The 25,170-nt window shown below is 50.7% G+C and carries 22 protein-coding genes; 10 read left to right on the forward strand and 12 right to left on the reverse strand.

Going from position 1 to position 25,170, the window contains the following annotated elements; genetic code table 11:
- Window positions 1–36 precede the first annotated feature (36 nt).
- Entirely contained in the window at window positions 37–1,506 is a 1,470-nt protein-coding gene (dtpB, locus tag AACU19_RS22670) for a dipeptide/tripeptide permease DtpB (protein ID WP_105278581.1), read from the reverse strand.
- Between the two features lie 165 nt (window positions 1,507–1,671).
- On the opposite strand from dtpB, the gene AACU19_RS22675 reads away from it, so the two are divergent.
- Entirely contained in the window at window positions 1,672–1,725 is a 54-nt protein-coding gene (locus AACU19_RS22675) for a hypothetical protein (RefSeq protein WP_212591402.1), read from the forward strand.
- A 98-nt stretch (window positions 1,726–1,823) separates the two neighbouring features.
- Here AACU19_RS22675 and uspA read toward each other — a convergent pair whose 3' ends face one another.
- On the reverse strand, window positions 1,824–2,258 hold the full coding sequence (gene uspA, locus AACU19_RS22680; RefSeq protein WP_000323571.1) for a universal stress protein UspA: 435 nt from the start codon (window positions 2,256–2,258) through the stop codon (window positions 1,824–1,826).
- A 390-nt stretch (window positions 2,259–2,648) separates the two neighbouring features.
- On the opposite strand from uspA, the gene uspB reads away from it, so the two are divergent.
- Window positions 2,649–2,984 (forward strand): universal stress protein UspB, encoded by a 336-nt coding sequence (uspB, locus tag AACU19_RS22685; protein ID WP_000626187.1) that lies wholly within the window; start codon window positions 2,649–2,651, stop codon window positions 2,982–2,984.
- 244 nt (window positions 2,985–3,228) lie between these two features.
- Here uspB and pitA read toward each other — a convergent pair whose 3' ends face one another.
- Complete coding sequence (pitA, locus tag AACU19_RS22690; RefSeq protein ID WP_000902780.1) at window positions 3,229–4,728, reverse strand: inorganic phosphate transporter PitA; 1,500 nt, start codon at window positions 4,726–4,728, stop codon at window positions 3,229–3,231.
- A 231-nt stretch (window positions 4,729–4,959) separates the two neighbouring features.
- Here pitA and AACU19_RS22695 point away from each other — a divergent pair, with 231 nt between their 5' ends.
- Entirely contained in the window at window positions 4,960–6,162 is a 1,203-nt protein-coding gene (locus AACU19_RS22695; protein WP_032185366.1) for an NAD(P)/FAD-dependent oxidoreductase, read from the forward strand.
- Between the two features lie 311 nt (window positions 6,163–6,473).
- Here the strand turns inward: AACU19_RS22695 and AACU19_RS22700 are convergent, their stop codons facing one another.
- Complete coding sequence (locus tag AACU19_RS22700; RefSeq protein WP_001028909.1) at window positions 6,474–7,526, reverse strand: DUF2776 domain-containing protein; 1,053 nt, start codon at window positions 7,524–7,526, stop codon at window positions 6,474–6,476.
- Window positions 7,527–7,908: 382 nt separating this feature from the next.
- Between AACU19_RS22700 and AACU19_RS22705 the strand changes: the two genes are divergently transcribed.
- The 6 genes from AACU19_RS22705 (at window position 7,909) to AACU19_RS22730 (ending at window position 16,689) form a co-directional block, all read left to right on the forward strand.
- Complete coding sequence (locus AACU19_RS22705) at window positions 7,909–9,516, forward strand: DUF4049 domain-containing protein (protein ID WP_123057644.1); 1,608 nt, start codon at window positions 7,909–7,911, stop codon at window positions 9,514–9,516.
- A gap of 261 nt (window positions 9,517–9,777) precedes the next feature.
- Window positions 9,778–11,400, forward strand: a complete 1,623-nt coding sequence (locus AACU19_RS22710; RefSeq protein WP_105278584.1) for a DUF4049 domain-containing protein — start codon at window positions 9,778–9,780, stop codon at window positions 11,398–11,400.
- A gap of 189 nt (window positions 11,401–11,589) precedes the next feature.
- The gene (gene yhiY, locus AACU19_RS22715) at window positions 11,590–11,694 is read left to right on the forward strand and encodes a hypothetical protein (protein WP_213054493.1); all 105 of its coding nucleotides are present in this window, start codon (window positions 11,590–11,592) and stop codon (window positions 11,692–11,694) included.
- A 71-nt stretch (window positions 11,695–11,765) separates the two neighbouring features.
- Window positions 11,766–12,833: an HlyD family secretion protein gene (locus tag AACU19_RS22720; protein ID WP_105278585.1), complete on the forward strand. Its 1,068-nt coding sequence runs from the start codon at window positions 11,766–11,768 to the stop codon at window positions 12,831–12,833.
- Window positions 12,830–15,565, forward strand: coding sequence for a ribosome-associated ATPase/putative transporter RbbA (gene rbbA / locus AACU19_RS22725; protein ID WP_105278586.1), 2,736 nt, complete (start codon window positions 12,830–12,832; stop codon window positions 15,563–15,565). Before AACU19_RS22720 ends, rbbA begins: the two co-directional genes overlap by 4 nt.
- Entirely contained in the window at window positions 15,565–16,689 is a 1,125-nt protein-coding gene (locus AACU19_RS22730; RefSeq protein ID WP_105278587.1) for an ABC transporter permease, read from the forward strand. The genes rbbA and AACU19_RS22730 overlap by 1 nt, the downstream gene beginning before the upstream one ends.
- A gap of 8 nt (window positions 16,690–16,697) precedes the next feature.
- On the opposite strand, the gene nikR is transcribed toward AACU19_RS22730, so the two are convergent.
- The 8 genes from nikR to AACU19_RS22770 all read right to left on the reverse strand — a co-directional run bounded on the left by nikR (window position 16,698) and on the right by AACU19_RS22770 (window position 23,821).
- Window positions 16,698–17,099, reverse strand: coding sequence for a nickel-responsive transcriptional regulator NikR (gene nikR / locus AACU19_RS22735; RefSeq protein ID WP_001190062.1), 402 nt, complete (start codon window positions 17,097–17,099; stop codon window positions 16,698–16,700).
- Window positions 17,100–17,103: 4 nt separating this feature from the next.
- Complete coding sequence (gene nikE / locus AACU19_RS22740) at window positions 17,104–17,910, reverse strand: nickel import ATP-binding protein NikE (RefSeq protein WP_105278588.1); 807 nt, start codon at window positions 17,908–17,910, stop codon at window positions 17,104–17,106.
- The gene (nikD, locus tag AACU19_RS22745; RefSeq protein WP_103253587.1) at window positions 17,907–18,671 is read right to left on the reverse strand and encodes a nickel import ATP-binding protein NikD; all 765 of its coding nucleotides are present in this window, start codon (window positions 18,669–18,671) and stop codon (window positions 17,907–17,909) included. Before nikD ends, nikE begins: the two co-directional genes overlap by 4 nt.
- Window positions 18,671–19,504, reverse strand: a complete 834-nt coding sequence (gene nikC / locus AACU19_RS22750; RefSeq protein ID WP_001008971.1) for a nickel ABC transporter permease subunit NikC — start codon at window positions 19,502–19,504, stop codon at window positions 18,671–18,673. Before nikC ends, nikD begins: the two co-directional genes overlap by 1 nt.
- The gene (gene nikB / locus AACU19_RS22755) at window positions 19,501–20,445 is read right to left on the reverse strand and encodes a nickel ABC transporter permease subunit NikB (protein WP_000947080.1); all 945 of its coding nucleotides are present in this window, start codon (window positions 20,443–20,445) and stop codon (window positions 19,501–19,503) included. Before nikB ends, nikC begins: the two co-directional genes overlap by 4 nt.
- Complete coding sequence (gene nikA, locus AACU19_RS22760; protein WP_105278589.1) at window positions 20,445–22,019, reverse strand: nickel ABC transporter substrate-binding protein; 1,575 nt, start codon at window positions 22,017–22,019, stop codon at window positions 20,445–20,447. The genes nikB and nikA overlap by 1 nt, the downstream gene beginning before the upstream one ends.
- A 110-nt stretch (window positions 22,020–22,129) precedes the next feature.
- A complete protein-coding gene (acpT, locus tag AACU19_RS22765) occupies window positions 22,130–22,717 on the reverse strand; it encodes a 4'-phosphopantetheinyl transferase AcpT (protein WP_032185350.1) in 588 nt (195 codons plus the stop codon).
- Window positions 22,718–22,771: 54 nt separating this feature from the next.
- Window positions 22,772–23,821, reverse strand: coding sequence for an AI-2E family transporter (locus tag AACU19_RS22770; RefSeq protein ID WP_001353619.1), 1,050 nt, complete (start codon window positions 23,819–23,821; stop codon window positions 22,772–22,774).
- Window positions 23,822–23,919: 98 nt separating this feature from the next.
- Between AACU19_RS22770 and AACU19_RS22775 the strand changes: the two genes are divergently transcribed.
- Complete coding sequence (locus tag AACU19_RS22775) at window positions 23,920–25,170, forward strand: MFS transporter (RefSeq protein WP_001322923.1); 1,251 nt, start codon at window positions 23,920–23,922, stop codon at window positions 25,168–25,170.

Here is a 25,170-nt window from a genome sequence, read left to right on the forward strand (position 1 = left end):
GTAGTGTTATTGCTACCCTGTGTTCTGCAAGAATAATTAATGGCTTTCCGGCGTCTCAATCATGCGTTTCAGCCACGGCACCATCAACAGCATCACTACTGCAACGCCCAGCGTAACCAGGCCAATTTTACCAAACACGCTGGTATAGACGGGCAACGTCTCAAGCGGATCGGTAATGTTGTCTGGTACTGCGGTAAATGTTGCCACATAGCCGCCAAGCAAGAACGCGGCAGCTTGCGTCAGGAACCACATCCCGAGAATAAAGCCCATCAAATGCTGCGGCACCAGGGCAGCAATCATCGCCAGGCCAAGGGCACTAATAAACAGTTCACCTAAACTCTGGAATAAGTAAACCAGCACGATAAACCATGGTGATGTCAGCCCTTGTGCATCAGCAAACCACATTCCCGCAGCTGCAGCCGTCAAAAAGCCCAGCGAGCACATAAACATACCGAGAGTAAATTTCATCGGCATCGAGAGGTCTTTGCCTTTGTTACCCAAATGCGTGTAGATACCTGCCAGTATTGGGCTGGCGAGTACCACCCAGAACGGGTTAAGCGCCTGGAAGCTGACCGGGTTGATGGAAAAGCCGAGAATTTCATGATGCACGTTGTTGATGGCAAAGAAGTTCAGCGACGTTGGCATCTGGGCGTAGAGAATGTAAAACACCACCGCTTCGAGCATCAGAACAAAGGCGACAAACATTTTATTACGCCCGGTTTTATCCAGCTTGAATGCCTGACGAAAGAAGATGATGGTGACGACGATGGAGAGAACAATCAGCACCAGATTGGCGACTTCTACGTTGTGCATCAGCCATGCACAGACGAAGATCATCACCACGCTGCCAAGTAACACGTACAACAGTTTGCTGAAGCTCATCGGCTTGAAGTCGGGTTCAGAACCAATGTCTTTCACCATTCCACGACAGGCGATGTAAACCAGTAGCGCGATAATTAATCCCGCACCGCACAGGTTGTAGGTGACTGAATAGCCGAATCTATCAGCGATCACAGGGGCCAACGATAACGCTATCAACGAGCCGATATTGATCGACATATAGAACAGGGTGAATGCGCCATCAAGCCGCGGATCTTTCGGTGGATAGCACTTCGAAAGCAAGCTGGCAGGGTTAGCTTTAAACAGGCCGTTACCGACAGCGATAGTCCCCAGGGCGATGAAAATCAGGTCAGGCTTAAGTAGCGACATGCCGGTCATGAAGTAGCCAATCGCCAGCACAAGTGCTCCGAGAACAATGGTGCGTTTGGTCCCCAGCAGGTGGTCGCCGACATAGCCGCCAATGGAAATGAGGCCATAGACCAGCGCAGCAAACGCACCAAAAGTGACAAAAGCCTGCTCTTGCGAGAATCCAAGCTGTTTAACGAAAAAAACCGCCAGTACGCCCTGCACGCCGTAGTAGCCGAATCGCTCCCATAACTCGACAAAAAAGATCATGAAAAATGGGCGAGGTTGCTGCAGCATCCCCATGGGTGTTGTTGTATTCATATTTATTAACCTTCCAATACCATCCTGAAAAGTATGAACGCGTAAGGGATAACGCGCGAAAAAGTTTACATCTGTCAGAGATTCTTAATATTGATGCGGTGAATAGATTAATACACTATTACAACAGAAAATAACCAGCTTATCACACTAATGATGGAAAATATGATGGTGTTAAATGTTGTATTGGCTGGGGATTTTGATTGCGTACGCAGATCGTAGGCCAGATAAGGCGTATACGCTGCATCAGGTAACAAGGCGCGCCAAAAAGCAAAACGCCCGCATATGCGGGCGTTCAGGCACACGTCGTGGAGGGAAGATTATTCTTCTTCGTCGCGCAGCGGAACAATCAGCATATCAACGTGAACGGTGTTGATCAGCTGACGTGCGGAAGACATCAGTTTGCTCCAGAAGTCCTGGTGGTGACCACAAACCACCAGATCCATATCGTATTTCTTGATTGCATCGACCAGAACCTGGCCCAGATCGCCGCTGCCGCTCAGGGTTTCAGTGATTGGGTAGCCTGCATTAGTGGAAAGCTCGGTCAGCGCATGATGTGTCTCTTCAGAGATGCGTTTCTGCATATCACCCAGATTCACATCAATAAGCCCGGTGTATAGGTCAGAGTAGTTTACATCTACGTGGATCAGAGAAACTTTCGCATTGTAGGGGCGAGCCATAGAGACTGCTTTCTCTACCAGAACTTTGCTTTCCGGGGAGAGATCGACCGCGATGAGAATGTGTTTATAAGCCATAGTGTTACTCCTTCCATAAAGTTGTCGATGACTGGCCAGCTAGCGTTTCTTGTGCCGTTACGTCACCCGCGTCCTGCGAACTACGTGCGCGGGGCTAACCCAGCCGTAAAGATTCAGTGTTAAAACCATCCTTACCTTATAGCGACCCGGATGATCCGTCAATCCGCCTTGCTTACCCGTTAGATAAACAAATTTTCGGCATGAATATATTGATAGTGGTTAACCTTCTGGAAAAAAAACAACCTGATCTCCTACACTATCTATAGAGCCGCTCGGATGTTGGTCACCACAAAAGCGGTTTCTCCAGGACCTGGTGTTAACTGATTGGCAGCGTATCGGGAGCGGTAGCCCCGGGGTGGAACTCCGCGGGCAGGTCGCCGGGGAGGAGGTATGATAAGCACCGTCGCATTATTTTGGGCTTTATGTGTCGTTTGCATTGTTAACATGGCGCGCTATTTCTCATCACTACGCGCGTTGTTAGTGGTACTGCGTAACTGCGATCCATTGCTCTATCAATATGTTGATGGAGGGGGCTTTTTTACCTCACATGGCCAACCCAACAAACAGGTGCGTCTCGTTTGGTATATCTATGCCCAACGTTATCGCGATCATCACGATGATGAGTTTATTCGCCGCTGTGAGCGGGTGCGTCGGCAGTTTATTCTGACCAGCGCATTGTGTGGTCTGGTGGTGGTCAGTCTGATTGCATTGATGATTTGGCATTAAGCACTTCAGCAAAAATAATGCATAAAAAAAGCGGGCCAGCAAACTGACCCGCTCGAGACTGATTACAAACGCAAAATTGCCTGATGCGCTACGCTTATCAGGCCTACATAATCTCTGCAATCTATTGAATTTGCATGTTTTTGTAGGCTGGATAAGGCGTTCACGCCGCATCCGGCATGAACAAAGCGCACTATGTCAACAATCTGAAGCGGGCCAGCTGACCCGCTCGTTTTGGTGCGTGCGATTACAGGAACTGCAAGGAGAGCCAGTAAAGCCCGCCGGAAAGCAGTACCGCAGCCGGAAGGGTAAACACCCAGGCCATCAGAATACTGGTCACGGTTTTACGCTGTAAGCCGCCGCCATCTACCACCATCGTCCCCGCGACAGAAGAGGAGAGTACGTGGGTAGTGGAAACCGGCATCCCGGTATAACTCGCCAGGCCGATAGACACTGCCGCAGTCATCTGGGCAGACATCCCCTGAGCGTAGGTCATGCCTTTCTTACCGATTTTCTCACCGATAGTCGTTGCCACACGACGCCAGCCAATCATCGTACCGATACCTAACGCCAGCGCGACCGCCATGATGATCCACACCGGCGCATACTCGATGGTGCTAAGCATGTCGGACTTCAGTTTCTTCAACAGGCGCTGATCGTCTGCACTCACGCCAGGCATCTTCACCACTTTGTCGATAGTGTCAGAAACGCACAGCATAATGCGGCGCATCTGGCTACGTTGATCAAGCGACAGCTTGTCGTAGCTTTCCACATCAGTAGTCAACATGCCTTTCAGGCGGTTGAGCGCGTTAATGGTATTCGACGGATGGCAATGGAACTCCGCAGGTTGCGTTGCGCCAGCTTCCGGAGCCGGTACTAACTGATCAGCACCGGTAGCCTGTTTCAGCAGCGCAGGGTGCTGCTCAAAGTAAGCTTCCACGTTGTTGATGGCATCACGGGTACGGGTGATTTCGTAGCCAGTGGCATTCATATTCACCACGAAGCCTGCTGGCGCGACGCCAATCAGTACCAACATAACCAGACCAATGCCTTTCTGACCATCATTTGCGCCGTGAGAAAACGCCACACCGATAGCGGAAAGGATCAGCGCGATACGCGTCCAGAACGGCGGCTTTTTCTTGCCGTCTTTCTTTTCACGCTCCGCTGGGGTCAGGTGGATACGGGCGCGTTTCTTGGTGCCGCTCCAGTAGCGACGCAGCAAGAAAATCAGACCGCCAGCAAACACCAGGCCGACAATAGGGGAAACGATCAGAGAACCGAAAATACTTAATACTTTCGGGATATTGAGTGCATCCACCACTGACGTCCCGGTCATCAACGCATTGGTTAAACCAATCCCGATGATCGCGCCAATCAGCGTATGAGAGCTGGATGCAGGTAAACCAAAGTACCAGGTACCCAGGTTCCAGATAATCGCCGCCAGCAACATAGAGAACACCATGGCAAGGCCATGAGACGATCCCATATTAAGCAGCAGATCCGTCGGCAGCATATGCACAATGGCATAGGCAACACTCAGACCACCCAGCAAAACACCCAGAAAGTTGAACACCGCCGCCATAACCACGGCGAGCTGAGAACGCATCGCGCGGGTATAGATAACGGTTGCCACGGCGTTGGCTGTGTCATGGAAACCATTGATGGCTTCGTAGAACAGCACAAAAGCCAGTGCAAGCAATAATAACAGCCCGGTATGCAAATCCAGGCCAGCAAACAAATGTAGCATAGGACGTTACGCCATTTTGAGGACATGAACGCGGCGCATTATCAGTGACTTTCGCGGCGCGGGCAAAGTGAAATATAGACTTTTTTTGATTTGCCTCCTGTATAGATTGCACTCAAAAAATAATTATCTTATATAATTCAGGCAAATACTTCCTTTTAGTAATATTGATGCTGGTGCGACCACTGAGGAATCTTTACAATTCACGCCCGTTTTTTCTTAGAGGAGCGCAACGTGGAAAGGTTTGATGCCATTATTATAGGCGCTGGTGCGGCGGGTATGTTCTGTTCTGCGCTGGCAGGTCAGGCAGGACGCCGGGTTCTGCTGATCGATAATGGTAAAAAACCAGGGCGCAAAATCCTCATGTCTGGCGGTGGGCGCTGCAACTTTACCAACCTTTATGTCGAACCGGGCGCTTATCTGAGCCAGAATCCGCATTTTTGTAAGTCTGCACTCGCGCGTTTTACCCAGTGGGATTTCATTGATCTGGTCAATAAACACGGCATTGCCTGGCACGAGAAAACGTTAGGGCAACTCTTCTGTGATGACTCCGCGCAGCAGATTGTCGACATGCTGGTGGCTGAGTGCGAGAAGGGCAATGTGACCTTCAGATTGCGAAGCGAAGTGCTGAGTGTGGCGAAGGATGAAACAGGCTTCACGCTTGAACTGAATGGCATGACCGTCGGTAGCGAAAAACTGGTCATCGCGACCGGTGGACTGTCAATGCCAGGGCTGGGCGCGTCGCCGTTTGGTTATAAGATTGCCGAACAATTTGGCCTCAACGTGCTGCCGACCCGCGCGGGTCTGGTGCCATTCACTCTGCATAAACCGTTGCTCGAAGAGTTACAGGTGCTGGCAGGCGTGGCGGTGCCTTCCGTGATTACCGCTGAAAACGGCACCGTTTTCCGTGAGAACTTACTCTTCACCCACCGCGGCTTATCTGGACCGGCGGTGTTGCAGATTTCCAGCTACTGGCAACCGGGGGAATTTGTCAGCATCAATCTGCTACCGGATGTAGACCTCGAAACCTTCCTGAATGAGCAGCGTAACGCACATCCGAATCAGAGCCTGAAAAACACACTGGCGGTTCATCTACCGAAGCGGTTGGTTGAACGCTTACAGCAACTTGGGCAAATCCCGGATGTTTCGCTAAAACAGCTCAACGTGCGTGACCAACAGGCACTGATTAGCACATTGACCGACTGGCGCGTACAACCCAACGGCACTGAAGGCTATCGCACTGCCGAAGTGACGCTCGGCGGCGTGGACACCAACGAACTCTCTTCACGGACGATGGAAGCGCGCAAAGTGCCTGGGCTGTACTTTATCGGCGAAGTGATGGACGTTACCGGCTGGCTGGGGGGCTATAACTTCCAGTGGGCGTGGTCGAGTGCGTGGGCTTGTGCGCAGGATTTGATTGCAGCGAAGTCGTCCTGACCTATTACCTAAAGATGAAAATTATTAGAGCCGCATTAAAAATGAGCTAATTTTGATAGTGGCTATCTTGTGATTATTTTCTAATGAGCCCGTGAACTGAACCCCCATGCTTAATATAAGGTGGAGGGAAAGGTGATTGAAAACTCACCCAGTGGGCTGATCTTTATAAAATATGAACAGGTTGAAAAAACAGTAACTTTGCTGTTTTTTATACTTAACCACTATGCATTAATGCTGCGTTATTTCATTCTACCTAAGAAAAACCAGCGTTACGCAATTGGTCGACGCTGGTTTTATCCGGTACGTTGCAATTATTTTTTAGCAGAACCCGCTTCTAATATTGAAACGATTGAGAACAACGTAAAGCATACCGCTCCCAAACCGACCAGAACCCGCGAAGGAATAAAATATCCCATGTCGGTCTGCGCCATTTCCGCAAGAAACGATGCCAGGAAAAGGCAAAACAGGCAGGTGAAGACGGGAATCATCGGAATTCTGTTGGCTAATGAACAGGTACGTCTCCAGACCAGTGCCAGTAGCCAGACTTTTGAGAATATGCTGTAACAGATCATTCCGAGGCAAATGAGAATAATGCCGGGAGCCAGTCGAGCGCTTGCATCGGAACTGACTAAGACGTATATGCCCTGCAGCACCGTGATTGAGCCGAGAAAAATAACCCAATAACACCACAGCCAGTGCTCTTTGGATGAGAACGTATTACGTGTTTGATGGACGATTGTGGCTACAAGGCCAATGAGACAGGCACAGATTGCGGTTAACCCAAGCAATACGTGACCGGCGACATAATGTGGGGTTATGTCGGCACTGCGTAACAGCGTTATCGACCAAATGAAACCGAGCAGGGTGAGTAATACGGGAACGGCAATGAGGCAATTACCGATTAATGAAGAATAAGCCTGTACCGGCGTTCCGTCGCTTTTGCTCCCCGATGCATTTTTGGGAATGAGCAGAAAGTGACCGGATGACGCTGCCACTGTCGATACACAGGCGGCAATCATACCAACGCCGAAAATCACATGACCGGCGACAAACTCGTCTGCCATCACATCATTGCCTGCTAACAGTGCCCAACCCCATATCATGGTGATAATTGACCCCGCATAGCCAATAATGGGGAACAGTGTATTGTAAAACGTATTAACGCCGCGCGTGAGCTGCGAAATGATAATAAATGCGGTAGTGAATAATGCCAGGCATATGGCTGCCAGAGAAATCAGCACATGACCCGCGACGAAATACTCGCTTTGCCCTGAACTTTCCAGCACAAAGCCACCTAACGCGATACAAATTAACCCCATAATCAAGGGGATTAATTTGAAAAGCCACCCGATATATATGTTCACTTTAAACTCCTCAGGTATCCCTGCTAATATCGAAATGTGCATTAATGATAATTTCAGTCTGTTAATAAAATGACGAGATATCATTAAAGACAAATGCATAGCATAACTATAGCTGGGTTTACTTTGCCGAGTGCCACTTTTCAGCGTTCAAAAGGCCATGGTAAATAAATATTTATCCTAAGATTAATTCTTATTCTCTTGTTTTTTTCAATTATCTTCCAGGGAGGGATTCTTTTTCATTATTTGGTAAAAGACCGGATGGTATCGGTGCTTAAAATCATCGAACATATAAGTATTATTGCTTTGTATCATCGTAAATATGTCTTTCAGACATGTGTCATTTATTTTGTTACTAACAAGTCAAAAATATCACGGGTTATTTATGAAAGTATTTCACAATATATTTAAGCACATCTCTTCAAACCATCAAGATAAGTATTCAGATAAAGTTAACAGTCATCAACACCATGGCAAGGTTGATAAAAAACATCGTTCAAAGATAGTTGAAATTGATAATCTGGATAAACATTCGCAAATAGATAACGATTTTGGCCTGCATATCATCTATTTCCTGCAACATGGCTGCTGGAAGGTAACTGAACATAGTCCTCAGATAGAAAAAATATGGTTTTACAACAGTGAGCCATCCATAGATATTCAAGAATATAATAGTTTCGCCGACAATACTACTGACACGTTTATCTTTACAATTATACCAGACAATAACCATGTGATAAAATTATCGTCTCCCATTACCGTTACGATTGAGCGTAAGGACGGTTATTATTTTATTAATTTCTCCGGAGATAAATCAGACATAATTTATAAAGTTAATGGGCTTTCTATCATACCTGAAAATTTCTTTACTCTTCTTAGCGGTAATTTTAAAGCTGACTGGCGTTGGGATGTCTCTAAAGAGACGTTTTCTAAGGATAAGTTTGCTAGCTATGTTAATTCTGTGTTTTCAAAAATAGATTTTTATAAACAGTGTGGTGTAATTAACCCACAAAATCCCAACACGGCTTATTTTGGCGATACAGATGGAAGAGTGGGCGCTGTACTTTATGCATTGCTCGTTTCAGGGCATATAGGCATCAGGGAAAAGGGATGGAGTTTATTATGTGAATTATTAAAACACGAAGACATGGCTTCATTCGCATATGAAAATAAAAAATTGAAAAAACTCTTTACTTTATTAGATACGAGAGACATGATCTTGAATGAGTTGCATCAACATGTTTTTTTAAAAGGCGATGCGATTACCCCTTGTATCTTTCTTGGGGATCATACAGGCGATAGATTTAGTACTATTTTTGGTGATAAATATATCCTTACTTTGCTAAATTCTATGCGAAATATGGAGGGTAATAAAGATAGTCGTATAAATAAAAATGTCGTCGTTCTGGCTGGAAATCATGAAATCAATTTTAATGGTAACTATAGTGCACGACTAGCAAATCATAAACTCTCTTCCGGTGATACATATAATTTAATTAAAACGCTCGATGTTTGTAATTATGACTCAGAAACGAAAGTTTTAACCAGTCATCACGGAATAATAAGAAATGAAGAAAATGAATGTTATTGTCTAGGTGCTTTGCAGGTTCCATTTAATCAGATGAAAGACCCAATTGATCCTGAGGAATTAGCAAATATATTTAATAAAAAACATAAACAACACATGGATGATCGTCTTATCCATCTAATTAGAAGCAATGCTATAGCATCCACACCTGTATATGACAATTATTTTAATAACACTACTGATTTCAGACCAAAACCTGAAGATATCTTTAAATGTGGAGAGAAACTCAAATGTGAAGACCCCAGCAAATACATTAGACAAAAATATGGCCATCATGGGCTCGGGGTAGATCAGAATCAACAATTTGATAATGGTATTATGGGTCTAAATTCCCGGAAGAAAGTACGTGATAAAAATAATGAAATAATCTATTTATCAGGGCTTAGTTGTTTTCAATCTCATTAAAACTCCATGAATACTGTGGTATGTCTTATTAATTCTGAAAGTATTTCATAGGTTTTCTTAATCGATTGTAGAGGTATGTTCTGATAACGCCTCTACAATCTCTAGGGATTTTGTCTACTTTGAGATAAGAAATTTCATATTATGCCTTAAGGCTGAATGATTTGTGCAAAATATAATTGTTTTTCCATCGAACATGAGGTGTATGTCATAAGATTAAATATTAACTACGTATTCCTCGCGGTGAATAGCATGAGGTAAAAAATGAAAATTGGAGCTGTGACCGGTACTCACGACAGTACTATGACAATCCCCGCAAATGACATTATGCAAGATCATGTTACCAACTTCACTAAAGAACTGTTTGGGTATATAGCAAATGGCTTAGGTGATGACATATCAAGTATTGCCAGGACAATGCTCGGTGAAGTTGTGGAAAAAATAGATGACTGGCAAATAGAACGTTTCCAACAATCTTTTCAAGATGACAAGATTTCATTTTCCATACAGACGTATCAATCAGAAAAATATAGTATGCTATCGGGCATGCGTGTTCATATCCTACGCAGGAATAATAGTTATCAGTTTATTGTGACAATTAATGGAAAAAATTACGGTTGCCCTCTTGATAACATAGAAATAAATTGGCGCAGCATTGTTTGTTTTCTTAATGCCATGACAGAAGATGGTAATATGAATGATATTGTAGTTACTGAGTCGTACAAACCCCTCTGGGACTGGAAAACTTCGCAATACAATATATTTGATATTAAATTCGAAACAGTAATAAAGGCCCATTTTGCTAATAGAGTCTATTTCTCAAATTGCTCACCCGTTGATCCTACAAGTACCAGACCGACCTATTTCGGTGATACCGATGGCTCAGTCGGTGCCGTTTTGTATGCGCTTACTGCAACAGGTCATTTGGGTATTATGGCTGAAGGAGAAAATTTCCTTAGTCAGTTGCTTAATATAGAAGATGAAGTTCTCAACGTATTGCTAAGGGAGAACTTTAATGAGCAACTTGACACTAATGTTAATACAATAATCAGTATTCTGAACAGAAGAGATATAGTTTTAGAAAGTCTTCAGTCTTATTTGGTTATTAATAAAGGCGCAGTGACGCCATGTACGTTTCTGGGTGACCAAACCGGCGATCGGTTTAGTAATATCTGTGGCGATCAATTTATCATCGATTTGTTAAAACGCATAATGAGTATCAATGAAAATGTTCATGTATTAGCTGGAAATCATGAAACAAATTGCAATGGTAACTATATGCAGAACTTCACGCGCATGAAACCACTTAATGAAGATACCTACGCTGGGATAAAAGATTATCCTGTATGTTTCTATGACCCCAAATATAAAATAATGGCAAATCATCATGGGATAACTTTCGACATACAACGCGAACGTTACATTTTAGGTCCGATAACAGTCTCTAAAGATGAAATGACCAATGTTCTCGATCCGGTCGAATTAGCGGCAATCATTAATAAAAAGCATCATACCATAATTAATGGTAAAAAATTTAAAATTAGCCGGGCCATCTCTTGTCAATCTTTTAATCGTTATTTTTCCATCTCGACAGATTACAGGCCCAAACTTGAAGCACTATTAGCATGCTCACAAATGTTAGGTATAAATCAAGTTGTTGCACATAACGGTAATGGTGGAAGAGAACTCATAGGTGAAATGGGGGCTGTTTTAGGTCTGAACGCCCGTGACAGTAAACATGCCGGAAGGATGTACAGTATGCATAATTGCCAAATTAATCCTGGTGCAGGGCCTGAGGTAACCGCTCCCTGGACGTCTTACCAGCATGAAAAAAACAGAAATGAACTTATGCCTTTGAGTAGAAGGCGCACGCTGTTACAGCTTTGAACCATAGACAACATGAATATTAATGTTACTATCTGGTTGAGACTGTTGATAAAACGTAAAAAGGAATGCTCTGTTCCTGCAACTGAACAGGCGTGAAACGCTATCCAACAGGATGGATACCGTTTTATCAGCCAGTTTTATAGATCACACTTATGAGTATGCGTGTTTCATTTACGGCCAGGAATGCTGATGATGACAACATTACTACCCGTTTTCACTAAGCCTTCCCCATTGGCGCTCAATGCTCTGTGCGCTGGTCGTATTTGCCGTTTCCTTCTTATCCCGGATGGATGAATCCGCTGAACGTCGTTCGGCGGCAGTTGTAACACGTGTCGTTTGCTTACAGGGATTATGGCGGGTCGATTATGGATAAGAGTAAGCGCCATCTGGCGTGGTGGGTTGTCGGGTTACTGGCAGTGGTTGCTGTCGTGGCGTGGTGGCTGTTGCGCCCGGCAGGTGTGCCGGAAGGCTTTGCCGTCAGCAATGGGCGTATTGAAGCGACGGAAGTGGATATCGCCAGCAAAATTGCCGGGCGTATCGACACCATTCTGGTGAAAGAAGGCCAGTTTGTTCGTGAAGGTGAAGTGCTGGCGAAGATGGATACTCGCGTGTTGCAGGAACAGCGACTGGAAGCTATCGCGCAAATCAAAGAGGCACAAAGCGCCGTTGCCGCCGCGCAGGCTTTGCTGGAGCAACGGCAAAGCGAAACTCGCGCCGCACAGTCGCTGGTTAATCAACGCCAGGCAGAACTGGACTCCGTGGCTAAACGTCATACGCGTTCCCGCTCGCTTGCCCAACGGGGGGCTATTTCTGCGCAACAGCTGGATGACGATCGCGCCGCCGCCGAGAGCGCCCGAGCCGCGCTGGAGTCGGCGAAAGCTCAGGTATCGGCTTCTAAAGCGGCTATAGAAGCGGCACATACCAATATCATTCAGGCGCAAACGCGCGTCGAAGCGGCACAAGCCACTGAGCGGCGCATTGCCGCAGATATCGATGACAGCGAACTGAAAGCCCCGCGTGACGGACGCGTGCAGTATCGGGTTGCCGAGCCAGGCGAAGTGCTGGCGGCAGGCGGTCGGGTGCTGAATATGGTCGATCTCAGCGACGTCTATATGACCTTCTTCCTGCCAACCGAACAGGCGGGCACGCTGAAACTGGGCGGCGAAGCCCGACTGATCCTCGATGCCGCGCCAGATCTGCGTATTCCTGCGTCCATCAGCTTTGTCGCCAGCGTCGCCCAGTTCACGCCAAAAACCGTCGAAACCAGCGATGAGCGGCTGAAACTGATGTTCCGCGTCAAAGCGCGTATCCCACCGGAATTACTCCAGCAACATCTGGAATATGTCAAAACCGGATTGCCGGGCGTAGCGTGGGTGCGGGTGAATGAAGAACTTCCGTGGCCTGACGACCTGGTGGTGAGGTTGCCGCAATGACGCATCTGGAACTGGTTCCCGTCCCGCCTGTCGCGCAACTGGCGGGCGTGAGTCAGCATTATGGAAAAACTGTTGCGCTGAACAATATCACTCTCGACATTCCGGCCCGCTGTATGGTCGGGCTGATTGGCCCGGACGGCGTCGGGAAGTCTAGTTTGTTGTCACTGATTTCCGGTGCCCGCGTCATTGAGCAGGGCAACGTGATCGTGCTGGGCGGCGATATGCGCGACTCGAGGCATCGCCGTGACGTCTGCCCGCGCATTGCCTGGATGCCGCAGGGACTGGGCAAAAACCTCTACCACACCTTGTCGGTGTATGAAAACGTCGATTTTTTCGCCCGCCTGTTCGGTCACGACAAAGCGGAGCGGGAAGTCCGAATTAATGAGCTGCTGACCAGCACCGGGTTAGCACCGTTTCGCGATCGTCCGGCAGGTAAACTCTCCGGCGGGATGAAGCAAAAGCTGGGGCTGTGCTGTGCTTTAATCCACGACCCGGAATTATTGATTCTTGATGAGCCAACAACGGGGGTTGACCCGCTCTCTCGCGCCCAGTTCTGGGATCTGATCGACAGTATTCGCCAGCGGCAGAGCAATATGAGCGTGCTGGTTGCCACCGCCTATATGGAAGAGGCGGAACGCTTCGACTGGCTGGTAGCGATGAATGCCGGAGAAGTACTGGCGACTGGCAGCGCCGAAGAACTGCGGCAGCAAACGCAAAGCGCCACGCTGGAAGAAGCATTTATAAATCTGTTACCGCAAGCGCAACGCCAGGCGCATCAGGCGGTAGTGATCCCACCGTATCAACCTGAAAACGCAGAGATTGCCATCGAAGCGCGCGATCTGACCATGCGTTTTGGTTCCTTCGTTGCCGTTGATCACGTCAATTTCCGCATTCCACGCGGGGAGATTTTTGGCTTCCTCGGTTCGAACGGCTGCGGTAAATCCACCACCATGAAAATGCTTACCGGACTGCTGCCTGCCAGCGAAGGTGAGGCGTGGCTGTTCGGGCAACCGGTTGATCCAAAAGATATCGATACTCGCCGTCGGGTGGGCTATATGTCGCAGGCGTTTTCGCTCTATAACGAACTCACCGTGCGGCAAAACCTGGAGTTACATGCCCGTTTGTTTCACATTCCGGAAGCGGAAATTCCCGCGCGAGTGGCTGAAATGAGCGAGCGTTTTAAGCTCAACGACGTTGAAGATGTTCTGCCGGAGTCATTGCCGCTCGGCATTCGCCAGCGGCTTTCGCTGGCGGTGGCGGTGATTCATCGCCCGGAAATGTTAATCCTCGATGAGCCTACTTCTGGCGTCGATCCAGTGGCGAGGGATATGTTCTGGCAGTTAATGGTCGATCTTTCGCGCCAGGACAAAGTGACCATTTTCATCTCCACCCACTTTATGAACGAAGCGGAACGCTGCGACCGCATCTCACTGATGCACGCCGGAAAAGTGCTTGCCAGCGGTACACCGCAGGAACTGGTTGAGAAACGCGGAGCCGCCAGTCTGGAAGAGGCATTTATCGCCTATTTGCAGGAAGCGGCAGGGCAGAGCAACGAAGCCGAAGCGCCGCCCGTGGTACATGACACCACCCACGTCCCGCGTCAGGGATTTAGCCTGCGACGTCTGTTTAGCTACAGCCGTCGCGAAGCACTGGAACTGCGCCGCGATCCGGTACGTTCGACGCTGGCGCTGATGGGAACGGTGATCCTGATGCTGATAATGGGTTACGGCATCAGTATGGATGTGGAAAATCTGCGCTTTGCGGTGCTCGACCGCGACCAGACCGTCAGTAGCCAGGCGTGGACGCTCAATCTCTCCGGTTCCCGTTACTTTATCGAGCAGCCGCCGCTCACCAGTTATGACGAGCTTGATCGTCGGATGCGTGCGGGCGATATCACGGTGGCGATTGAGATTCCACCCAATTTCGGGCGCGATATCGCGCGTGGTACGCCTGTGGAACTCGGTGTCTGGATCGACGGTGCGATGCCCAGTCGTGCCGAAACGGTAAAAGGTTACGTGCAGGCCATGCACCAGAGCTGGCTACAGGATGTGGCGAGTCGGCAATCCACGCCCGCGAGCCAAAGCGGGCTGATGAATATTGAGACACGCTATCGCTATAACCCGGACGTAAAAAGCCTGCCAGCGATTGTTCCGGCGGTGATCCCGCTGTTGCTGATGATGATTCCGTCGATGTTAAGCGCCCTTAGCGTAGTGCGGGAAAAAGAGTTGGGGTCGATTATCAACCTTTACGTGACCCCCACCACCCGCAGCGAATTTTTACTTGGCAAACAGCTGCCGTACATTGCGCTGGGGATGCTGAACTTTTTCCTGCTCTGCGGCCTGTCGGTGTTTGTGTTTGGCGTACCGCATAAAGGCAGTTTCCTGACGCTCACCCTGGCGGCGCTACTGTATATCATCATCGCCACCGGAATGGGGCTGCTGATCTCCACCTTTATGAAAAGCCAGATTGCCGCCATTTTCGGTACGGCGATTATCACGTTGATTCCGGCGACGCAGTTTTCCGGGATGATCGATCCGGTAGCTTCGCTGGAAGGTCCAGGACGTTGGATCGGCGAGGTTTACCCTACCAGTCATTTTCTGACTATCGCCCGCGGGACGTTCTCGAAGGCGCTGGATCTGACGGATTTGTGGCAACTTTTTATCCCGTTGCTGATAGCCATACCGCTGGTGATGGGCTTAAGCATCCTGCTGCTGAAAAAACAGGAGGGATGATGCGCCATTTACGCAATATTTTTAATCTGGGTATCAAAGAGTTGCGCAGTCTGCTTGGTGATAAAGCGATGCTGACGCTGATTATTTTCTCGTTTACGGTGTCGGTTTATTCATCAGCGACCGTCACGCCAGGATCGTTGAACCTGGCACCGATCGCTATTGCCGATATGGATCAATCGCAGTTATCGAACCGGATCGTTAACAGCTTCTACCGCCCGTGGTTTTTGCCCCCCGAGATGATCACCGCCGATGAGATGGATGCCGGGCTGGACGCCGGGCGCTATACCTTCGCGATAAATATTCCGCCTAATTTTCAGCGTGATGTCCTCGCAGGACGCCAGCCGGATATTCAGGTGAACGTCGATGCCACGCGCATGAGCCAGGCATTCACTGGCAACGGTTATATCCAGAATATTATCAACGGTGAAGTGAACAGCTTTGTCGCGCGTTACCGTGATAACAGCGAACCGTTGGTATCGCTGGAAACCCGCATGCGCTTTAATCCGAACCTCGATCCCGCATGGTTTGGCGGGGTGATGGCGATCATCAACAACATTACCATGCTGGCGATTGTGTTGACCGGATCGGCGCTGATCCGCGAGCGTGAACACGGCACGGTGGAACACTTACTGGTGATGCCGATAACGCCGTTTGAGATCATGATGGCGAAGGTCTGGTCGATGGGGCTGGTGGTGCTGGTGGTATCGGGATTATCGCTGGTGCTGATGGTAAAAGGCGTGCTGGGCGTACCGATAGAAGGCTCGATCCCGTTGTTTATGCTTGGCGTGGCGCTCAGTCTGTTTGCCACCACGTCAATCGGTATTTTTATGGGGACGATAGCGCGTTCAATGCCACAACTGGGGCTGCTGGCGATTCTGGTGCTGCTGCCGCTGCAAATGCTTTCTGGTGGATCCACGCCGCGCGAAAGTATGCCGCAGATGGTGCAGGACATTATGCTGACCATGCCAACGACACACTTTGTCAGCCTCGCGCAGGCCATCCTCTACCGGGGGGCCGGATTCGAAATCGTCTGGCCGCAGTTCCTGACGTTGATGGCAATTGGCGGCGCGTTTTTCACCATCGCGTTGCTGCGATTCAGGAAGACGATTGGGACAATGGCGTAGTTACGGGCTTAATCTTCCTTCGGCAAGCACTGCAAATGCCCGTGCCGCACGCCGCGCTGGGCGATAACGTCATCGGCAAAATGCTGCACGTCGCCCATGTCACCTTTCAGCACGGCGATTTCCAGACAGTCGTCGTGATTAATGTGCACATGCAGAGTAGCAACCGAGAGATCGTGGTGATGGTGCTGCGTGGAGACAATACGGCTGGCTAAGTCGCGTTTTTCGTGTTCATACACATACGACAGCACCGCGAAACCTTGTGTGCCGTGCTGCTGGGTGGCCTCCTGCGCCAGAGCGCTACGCAAAATATCGCGGATAGCTTCGGAACGGTTGTTATAACCACGACGCTGGCTCAGGCTGTCCAGCGTCTCCAGTAAATCGTCATCAAGGGTGATGGTGACTCGTTGCATTGACTTAAACCTTTTCTGTGGCGCGACGGCGCACTGGGAATGCGGGTAATACCGCGTTTTGTAGCACACGTCCGGCGTCAGAGGAAAAGGTTAATTTATCTCCCACCACCTGGGTTTCGACAATTTGCCCGTTATCCATCACCATCACCCGCTGACAGAAGCGCTCCACCAAGCGTAAGTCATGAGTGATGAACAGACAGGCAGTGCCAAACTGCTGTTGCAGTTTTTTCAGCAGTCGAATGACACCCGCCTGTAACACAAGATCAAGGTTGGAAACGGCTTCATCCAGAATCAGCAGTTTTGGTTCAACCGCCAGCGCACGCGCCAGGCAGACGCGCTGGAGCTGGCCGCCGCTTAACTGTGGTGGGCGCTTGTCGAGCACGCTGTCGTCGAGATCGACCGCCTTCAGCATTTCGCTGGCGCGCGCCAGTTGTTCCGCTTTTTTCAGCGATAGCAGGTGGCGCATCGGTTCACGCAGGATCTCGCGCACGGTTTTGCGCGGATTCACGGCGCTGATGGAGTCCTGAAACACCATTTGAATATCACGGCGGAACGCTTTACGTTGCGCGCGATTGAGTTTCGCCAACGGTTCGCCGCGCCAGCTAATATTTCCCTGTGAGGGCGACTCTAACCCTACCAGCAGCCGCGCGAGGGTACTTTTTCCGCAGCCGCTGCGTCCCAGCAGGGCGACGGTTTCACCGCTTTTTATGGTCAGCGAAACGTTATTGAGCACTGCCTGATGCTGGTGCTTACCGCTGAATCCACCGTGTGCGTATTGGTGTGAAAGGTCGGAGACGTTAAGTAAAGTCATGATGCCAGCTCCATACCATAAAGCGCGAGGTGAGCAGAAACCAGGCTGCGCGTTACCGCATGTTTGGGGGCGTTAAACAGCGTTTCGACATCGCCCTGCTCAACAATCTTACCGTGAGACATCACCGCCACATCGTCTGCCAGACGCGCTACCACGCCCATATCATGGGTAACCAGCAGCATTCCCGGCGCTTGTTTTTGCATAATGCTTTCCAGCAGATCCAGAATGCGGGCTTGCGCTACTACATCAAGATCGGTGGTCGGTTCATCGGCGATAATAAACGGTGATTCACATAGCACTGCCATCGCAATCATCATGCGCTGCAACATGCCGCCGCTCATCTCGAACGGGTACAGCTTCAGCACGCGTGCGGCGTTTTCCAGCCCTACCGCTTCTATAGCGGCGATAAGCGTGGCGTCATCGGCGGGTTTCCCCAGTGCCTGGCAAGTTTCCCGCGCGTGCGTGTGCATGGTGTGCAGCGGATTAAAGGCACTGCGTGGGTTCTGCATGATAGTGGCAATTTTGATACCGCGCAGGGCGCAGGGAGAAACCGGTTTGCCATCGGCCAAAATTTCCCCCGCCGTCTGGCGAACGCCAGCGGGCAGAATGCCCAGCGTCGCAGCGCAGGTCAGCGACTTCCCGCTACCACTACCGCCGACTAACGCCAGCACGCGCCCGCGTTGCAGGGTTAACGATACGCCGTGCACCAGCGGTTGCGCGGCCTGTAGCGCGATATTACGTAGTTCAATCTGTTGCGGCATTAGTGTGCGTGCTCCGTCACCAGATGAGGGTCCAGATGATCGCGCAGTGCGTCACCCACCAGGTTAAAGGCCATCACGCTGATAAACAGCGCCAGTCCCGGCCAGAACATTTGCAGCGGCTGGGTCCAGATATACTGACGTGCATCGTTAATCATCACGCCCCATTCGGCGGTCGGGGCGGTCACGCCGAGACCGAGGAAGGACATCCCCGCGACGTGTAGCATCATATGGCCGATATCCAGCGTCGCCAGCACCAGCAGTGAAGGGATCACCGCGCCCGCCAGATGATCGATAAACACCCGCACATGGCCCGCGCCAGAAAGCCGTGATGCCAGCACAAACTCGCGCTGGCGCAGTGAAATCACCAGACTGCGCACCATGCGCGCGTACCACGCCCAGTGCGACAGGGCGATGGCGATAATCACATTGGTCAACCCGGTGCCGAGCACGCCGACCATAAAGAACGACAGAATCGACGTCGGGAAGGTCATAAACATATCCGCCACGCGCATGGTGGCCTGATCAACGCGCCCGCCAATCAGCCCGGCGCTGCCGCCAATAATCAGCCCTAACGCCAGCACCAACAGCAGGCAGGCCATTACCGAGCCAAGCGACACACGGGTCGCCGCCATCAGCCGTGAGAAAATATCGCGTCCTAAGTGATCGGTGCCCAGCCAGTGCTGTGCATCCGGAGAAAGCAGACGCGACGGCAAATCAATGACCTGGGGATCGTATGGCAGCCACCACTGGCTGGTGAGCGCAATCAGTGCCAGCAGGGCGATAATGATGAGCGCCAGGCGTACCGACCAGCGAGAAGAGAGGAAAAAGTTCACGCGTGCGCTCCTTCATGACGACGAATGCGCGGGTCCAGCGCGGCGTTGAGCAAATCGACAATCAAATTACAGACCACAAAAACCACCACCATCATCAGCGTAAAGCATTGGATCACCGGATAGTCACGGTTGAAAATCGCCGACACCGCATAGCGCCCGACGCCCGGCCAGGCAAAGATGTTTTCGATAATCATCGTCCCGCCAATCAGTTCGCCAATGTGCATCCCCACGGCGGTGATCATCGGCAGCGAGGCATTGCGCAGGATATGGCGGCGTTCGGTCTGTTTGTCGTTCAGGCCGCGCAGTCGCGCCCAGGTCACATGACGCTGACCCGCGACGTCCAGCATACTGGCGCGCAGCAGACGCGCGTTAATCGCCAGCGACATAAAGGCGATGGAAACAGCAGGCAAAATGATATGCTGCCAGCCGCCGTAACCCATCGCGGGCAGCCATTGCAGATACACTGAAAATGCCATCACCAGTAAAAACGCTAACCAGAAGTTAGGCATCGACACGCCAAGAAACGCGATAAAACGCACGGCGAAATCCGGCAGGCGGTCGCGATGGCGCGCCGCCCAGATGCCGAGCGGCACGGAAGTGAGCAGAATTAATACCAGCGCCGCGCCCGCCAGTTCCAGCGTGGCGGGCAGGAAGGTCAGCATATCGTCCAGCACCGGGCGTTGGCTGGCGAATGAGATACCAAAGTCAAGATGCAGCGCTTTCCACAACCAGGTTCCGTACTGCACGTACAACGGCTGATCCAGCCCCAGCATGGTGCGGGTAGAAGCCAGCATTTCCGGCGTCGGCGGTAGGTTAGACAGACGCAGATAATCGAGCGCCGGGTCGCCGGTGCCGAGGCGCAGCATCAGAAAAATGATCACCGAGGCGGCGAGCACCATCGGGATCAGCAGCAGAAAGCGGCGTAATACATAACGCAACATTAAGGTTTCACCGGTTTAATCTGTTCGAACGGGATTTCGGTGGCGATCGGCGCGTAGGGGATGTTACCCAGTTCCGGTTTTGAAACCACCATCATTGAGATATAGCTGATGGGCAGATAAACCGCCTCGTCATGCAGACGGGTCAGAATGTCGCGATACAGTGCCTGACGTTGTGTTTCGTCGTGTGTCGCCAGCACTTCGCCAATCTCTTTATCAATCAGTGGCTTGTCGGCTAAACCTTGCTGTGCCTGGAAGTCAGCGTGCGACGGTACGCGCATTGAACTCAGGAAGGCGTGTGGATCGTATGGCGCGCCCCAGGTACGGTGGAAAATCATGCCAAAACGACCGTCGCGTTGACGAGCATAGATACTGCTCTCTTCTTCGCCGATCAGAGTGACATCCGCGCCAATCTGGCGCATATCAGCCTGAATGATTTCTGCCATTGATTTGCTTAACGCATCGGTGCCGATGAACGACAGTTCAATGCGCAGCGGCTGACCATTTTTCTCGCGGATGTCTTTGCCTGCGGGCAGCGTCCAGCCTGCTTGTTCCAGCAACGCTTTCGCTTTCTGCGGATCGTACTGGCGCGGTTTCAGGCCGAGATTGGCATAGGGCACGGAAGGGGCAAACAGGGTGTCGGCGACCTGCTGGGTGCCATACAACGCGTTATCAATCAGCGATTTTTTGTTTACCGCGTAATTGAGAGCTTCACGTACGGCCAGCTCGTTGGTGGGGGCTTTGGCAGTATTGAGCGCCAGCATCACGGTTTCGATCGGCTGTGACAGTTGGGTGTGGTAAGCCGGGTTCTGGCTAAAGCGGGCGAAGGTATCGAGCGGTAATAGCCCTTCATTACCGTATAGTAGATCGATATCGCCGGTTTCAAACGCTACTGCGCGGGTAGTCGGGTCTGGGATGACGTTAAAAGTGATCTTCTTAATCGCCGGCTTTTCGCCCCAGTAGTTTTCGTTACGGACGAAGACATCGTATTGATTCAGTTTCGATTCCTGCAAAACCCACGGCCCGGTGCCAATCGGCGCGTTAATCCCGTTCATGGTTTCATTATTTTTAAACTGCGAGGGGGCGATAAAGCGGAAAGGACGGGGCAGGGCCAGTTCTTGCAGGAAAGGGTAGTAGGCGCTTTTCAGGGTGATTTGCAGCTCGGTTTTACTGAGAGCTTTGACATCAACAATCTGGTTTGCCAGCTCCAGCCAGGCGTGACGTTGACGGTTGTCGAGCACAGCGCGGAAGTTTTCTGCCGCGGCCTCTGCATCAAACGGTTCACCGTTAGAGAATTTCACATCATCACGCAGGGTGAAGGTCCAGGTTTTGCCATCTTCTGAATGGGTCCAGCTTTTTGCCAGCCACGGGCTCACCGAGCCATCTGCCTGATATTTCACCAGTGGTTCATAAACCATGCTCTGGGCGAACATCTGGTTGGGTGTGTAAAGGTGCGGGTTTAGTGGCCCGACATTCACCGGCCAGGCGGTGGTGATTTCATCTGGTGCAGCGGCATGGACGATAAAAGACGCACAAGCCAGCAGCGCAAATAGAGTGCGGCGGAGTGTGGAGAGCATGGTAACCCCAATGGATTAAAATAGATGGCGGAAATAAGTATGACGATTTTAAGTATTCGTCATACTGATAACCTGTTCTGGATCAATAGATGGGCAGTCGGATGGGCTGATCAGTTAACTGAATCGATCCATTGCACACTGTCGGCGGTGAGCGTAAAGGGAGTAGGGGTGCAGATCGCCAGACTTAAATTTTCAAGCTGACAATGGCTGACTGACAGCGAGGACTGATAGGTGCTGTCTACGCTGACGATTTGCCAGGCGCTGCCGCCACGTTGTTTAACGATGGCTTCTTTGCGTGTCCAGATGCGCCAGAACATTTCCAGTTGCTGATCTGGATGCACGGCGTCCATCTCGGCATGTTCTCCGAGGCTGAACACCGCGTTCGCCAGCCAGCGCCAGTTGGCACGCGGGCGAATCACTTCGATATCGCAGCCGACTTCGCCTTCATCGCTCAACAGCAGGGCGATATCGTCACCGCTATGGCTTAAGTTGAACCATAGCGGCGTTTCCGATGCGAATGCGGGTTTGCCTTGTTCGCCGTAGATGATCTCAGGTAGCGGGGAAAGCGTGTGTGAAAGCAATGCACGCCCCGCCAGCCAGCGTTCGCGCCGTGGACCTTGCGGTGCTTTATCGCGTAAAGCCGGTGGCAGTGGAGCTGCGCTTAAGGTCGAAACTTTCCCCAGAACTATCCGATACATATCAGGGCCAACGTTTAATGGAAAATGAAAGTGCGTATCGTATCACTTGTCGCCTCATCCCGGTAATCGACTTTTCGGTCTGCCCGGTCCCAGTAAAATCGCCAGTTTGCTACCGCCTTTGGTGGTTTCCATCCAGATTTTACAGACGCTGGTTAATGGTACCGAAAGTAGCATCCCTACCGGGCCGAGCAGCCATCCCCAAATTAACAATGAAAGAAATACCACCATGGTGGACATCCCCAGGCGATGGCCCATCATCCGCGGTTCTAAAATATTGCCGATGACCATATGGACCACTAAAAACAATGCGCCGACCAGAATACATTCGTAAACGCCATTAAACAGCAGCACCTGAATCATTGGCGGTACGGCGGAAATTACCGCGCCGATATTGGGGACGTAGTTAAGCAAAAACGCCAGTACCGCCCACATCAGCGCAAACTGTACGCCCATAAGTTCCAGCCCCAGCCAGACGATAATGCCTGTCCATAAACTTAGCAGTGTCTTCAATGCAAGATAGTGCGAAACACCTTTTAAGGCGCGGTGTAGCCCGGCGATGTGAATCTGTGGATTATTCAACGCAAAACGCATTTTGTAGGGGACGTGGCGTACTTCAAACAGCATGAAAACTACGGTCATCACCAGCAAAAGTACGCTCGCCATTGCCCCGGAAAGCCCGGTCATTAGCGCCGTGGTGAAGGTAACCACTTTTTCCGAGTCCATCCGCTGCAGCATTCGCTCCGGCGACATATGCAAATTAAGAAAAGGCAACATCTCCTGCAATTTAAAAAGCTTGCGCGTCAGCTCCTTATTAAACTTCGGCAGCATAGAGATAAATTCGTTAAACGAAGCTGCCAGTACACCGACCAGTGCGGTAAGTGCGATCAGCATCACCACCACCACAATCGTAATTGCAACGGGGCGTTGTACTCCGCGACGAATAAACCAGGTGACGAGCGGGTTGAGGACGATGGCAAAAAACAGCGCCAGTAACAGTTGCACAATGATATCTGCCGCTGCGTGAATGCCCGCGAGGATTACTACCAGCGAGGCCAGTTTAAGCAGAATGTGCATGCCCGTTTTATCGGGTTGAGGGGTTTCCATTGGGGCTTCCTTGTGACTTTTTGTATTAAGTGTAGCGGGAGTCACGCCAGCAATATTCTGATTCTTACTGCTGATTTTCACGTCAGCACGTGGTAAAAATGAAACACTGTTGTAAAAATGTGGTGATCCTCATGCCCGAACCCGTAGCCGAACCCGCGCTAAACGGATTGCGCCTGAATTTGCGCATTGTCTCCATTGTCATGTTTAACTTCGCCAGCTACCTCACCATCGGGTTGCCGCTCGCTGTATTACCGGGCTATGTCCATGATGTGATGGGCTTTAGCGCTTTCTGGGCAGGATTGGTTATCAGCCTGCAATATTTTGCCACCTTGCTGAGCCGCCCTCATGCCGGACGTTACGCCGATTTGCTGGGACCTAAAAAGATTGTCGTCTTCGGTTTATGCGGCTGCTTTTTGAGCGGTTTGGGGTATCTGACGGCAGGATTAACCGCCAGTCTGCCCGTCATCAGCCTGTTATTACTGTGCCTGGGGCGCGTGATCCTTGGGATTGGGCAAAGTTTTGCCGGAACGGGATCGACCCTATGGGGCGTTGGCGTGGTTGGTTCGCTGCATATCGGGCGGGTGATTTCGTGGAACGGCATTGTCACTTACGGGGCGATGGCGATGGGTGCGCCGTTAGGTGTCGTGTTTTATCACTGGGGCGGCTTGCAGGCGTTAGCGTTAATCATTATGGGTGTGGCGCTGGTGGCCATTTTGTTAGCGATCCCGCGTCCGACGGTAAAAGCCAGTAAAGGCAAACCACTGCCGTTTCGCGCGGTGCTTGGGCGCGTCTGGTTATACGGCATGGCGCTGGCGTTGGCTTCTGCCGGATTTGGCGTTATCGCCACCTTTATCACATTGTTTTATGACGCTAAAGGCTGGGACGGTGCGGCTTTTGCGCTGACGCTGTTTAGCTGTGCATTTGTTGGAACGCGATTGTTATTCCCTAACGGCATAAATCGTATCGGCGGCTTAAATGTGGCGATGATTTGCTTTAGCGTTGAGATAATCGGCCTGCTACTGGTTGGCGTGGCGACTATGCCGTGGATGGCGAAAATCGGCGTCTTACTCGCGGGGGCGGGGTTTTCGCTGGTGTTCCCGGCATTGGGCGTAGTGGCGGTAAAAGCAGTGCCGCAGCAGAATCAGGGGGCGGCGCTGGCAACTTACACCGTATTTATGGATTTATCGCTTGGCGTGACCGGACCACTGGCTGGGCTGGTGATGAGTTGGGCGGGCGTCCCGGTGATTTATCTGGCGGCGGCGGGACTGGTCGCAATCGCGTTATTACTGACGTGGCGATTAAAAAAACGGCCTCCGGTGGAAGTACCTGAGGCCATCTCATCATCTTAA

The sequence above is a fragment of the Escherichia sp. MOD1-EC4550 genome, assembly GCF_963876935.1.
Classification (GTDB): domain Bacteria; phylum Pseudomonadota; class Gammaproteobacteria; order Enterobacterales; family Enterobacteriaceae; genus Escherichia; species Escherichia coli_F.

Bases quoted from the DNA above. Each gene is read 5' to 3' on its own strand.
- yhiY (WP_213054493.1), top strand. From the start codon at position 11,590: ATGATGACAACATTACTACCCGTTTTCACTAAGCCTTCCCCATTGGCG.
- nikE (WP_105278588.1), bottom strand. From the start codon at position 17,910: ATGACTTTACTTAACGTCTCCGACCTTTCACACCAATACGCACACGGT.
- AACU19_RS22730 (WP_105278587.1), top strand. From the start codon at position 15,565: ATGCGCCATTTACGCAATATTTTTAATCTGGGTATCAAAGAGTTGCGC.
- uspB (WP_000626187.1), top strand. From the start codon at position 2,649: ATGATAAGCACCGTCGCATTATTTTGGGCTTTATGTGTCGTTTGCATT.
- rbbA (WP_105278586.1), top strand. From the start codon at position 12,830: ATGACGCATCTGGAACTGGTTCCCGTCCCGCCTGTCGCGCAACTGGCG.
- AACU19_RS22770 (WP_001353619.1), bottom strand. From the start codon at position 23,821: ATGGAAACCCCTCAACCCGATAAAACGGGCATGCACATTCTGCTTAAA.
- AACU19_RS22720 (WP_105278585.1), top strand. From the start codon at position 11,766: ATGGATAAGAGTAAGCGCCATCTGGCGTGGTGGGTTGTCGGGTTACTG.
- AACU19_RS22710 (WP_105278584.1), top strand. From the start codon at position 9,778: ATGAAAATTGGAGCTGTGACCGGTACTCACGACAGTACTATGACAATC.
- AACU19_RS22705 (WP_123057644.1), top strand. From the start codon at position 7,909: ATGAAAGTATTTCACAATATATTTAAGCACATCTCTTCAAACCATCAA.
- pitA (WP_000902780.1), bottom strand. From the start codon at position 4,728: ATGCTACATTTGTTTGCTGGCCTGGATTTGCATACCGGGCTGTTATTA.
- nikD (WP_103253587.1), bottom strand. From the start codon at position 18,671: ATGCCGCAACAGATTGAACTACGTAATATCGCGCTACAGGCCGCGCAA.
- nikR (WP_001190062.1), bottom strand. From the start codon at position 17,099: ATGCAACGAGTCACCATCACCCTTGATGACGATTTACTGGAGACGCTG.
- nikA (WP_105278589.1), bottom strand. From the start codon at position 22,019: ATGCTCTCCACACTCCGCCGCACTCTATTTGCGCTGCTGGCTTGTGCG.
- nikB (WP_000947080.1), bottom strand. From the start codon at position 20,445: ATGTTGCGTTATGTATTACGCCGCTTTCTGCTGCTGATCCCGATGGTG.
- AACU19_RS22775 (WP_001322923.1), top strand. From the start codon at position 23,920: ATGAAACACTGTTGTAAAAATGTGGTGATCCTCATGCCCGAACCCGTA.
- uspA (WP_000323571.1), bottom strand. From the start codon at position 2,258: ATGGCTTATAAACACATTCTCATCGCGGTCGATCTCTCCCCGGAAAGC.
- acpT (WP_032185350.1), bottom strand. From the start codon at position 22,717: ATGTATCGGATAGTTCTGGGGAAAGTTTCGACCTTAAGCGCAGCTCCA.
- dtpB (WP_105278581.1), bottom strand. From the start codon at position 1,506: ATGAATACAACAACACCCATGGGGATGCTGCAGCAACCTCGCCCATTT.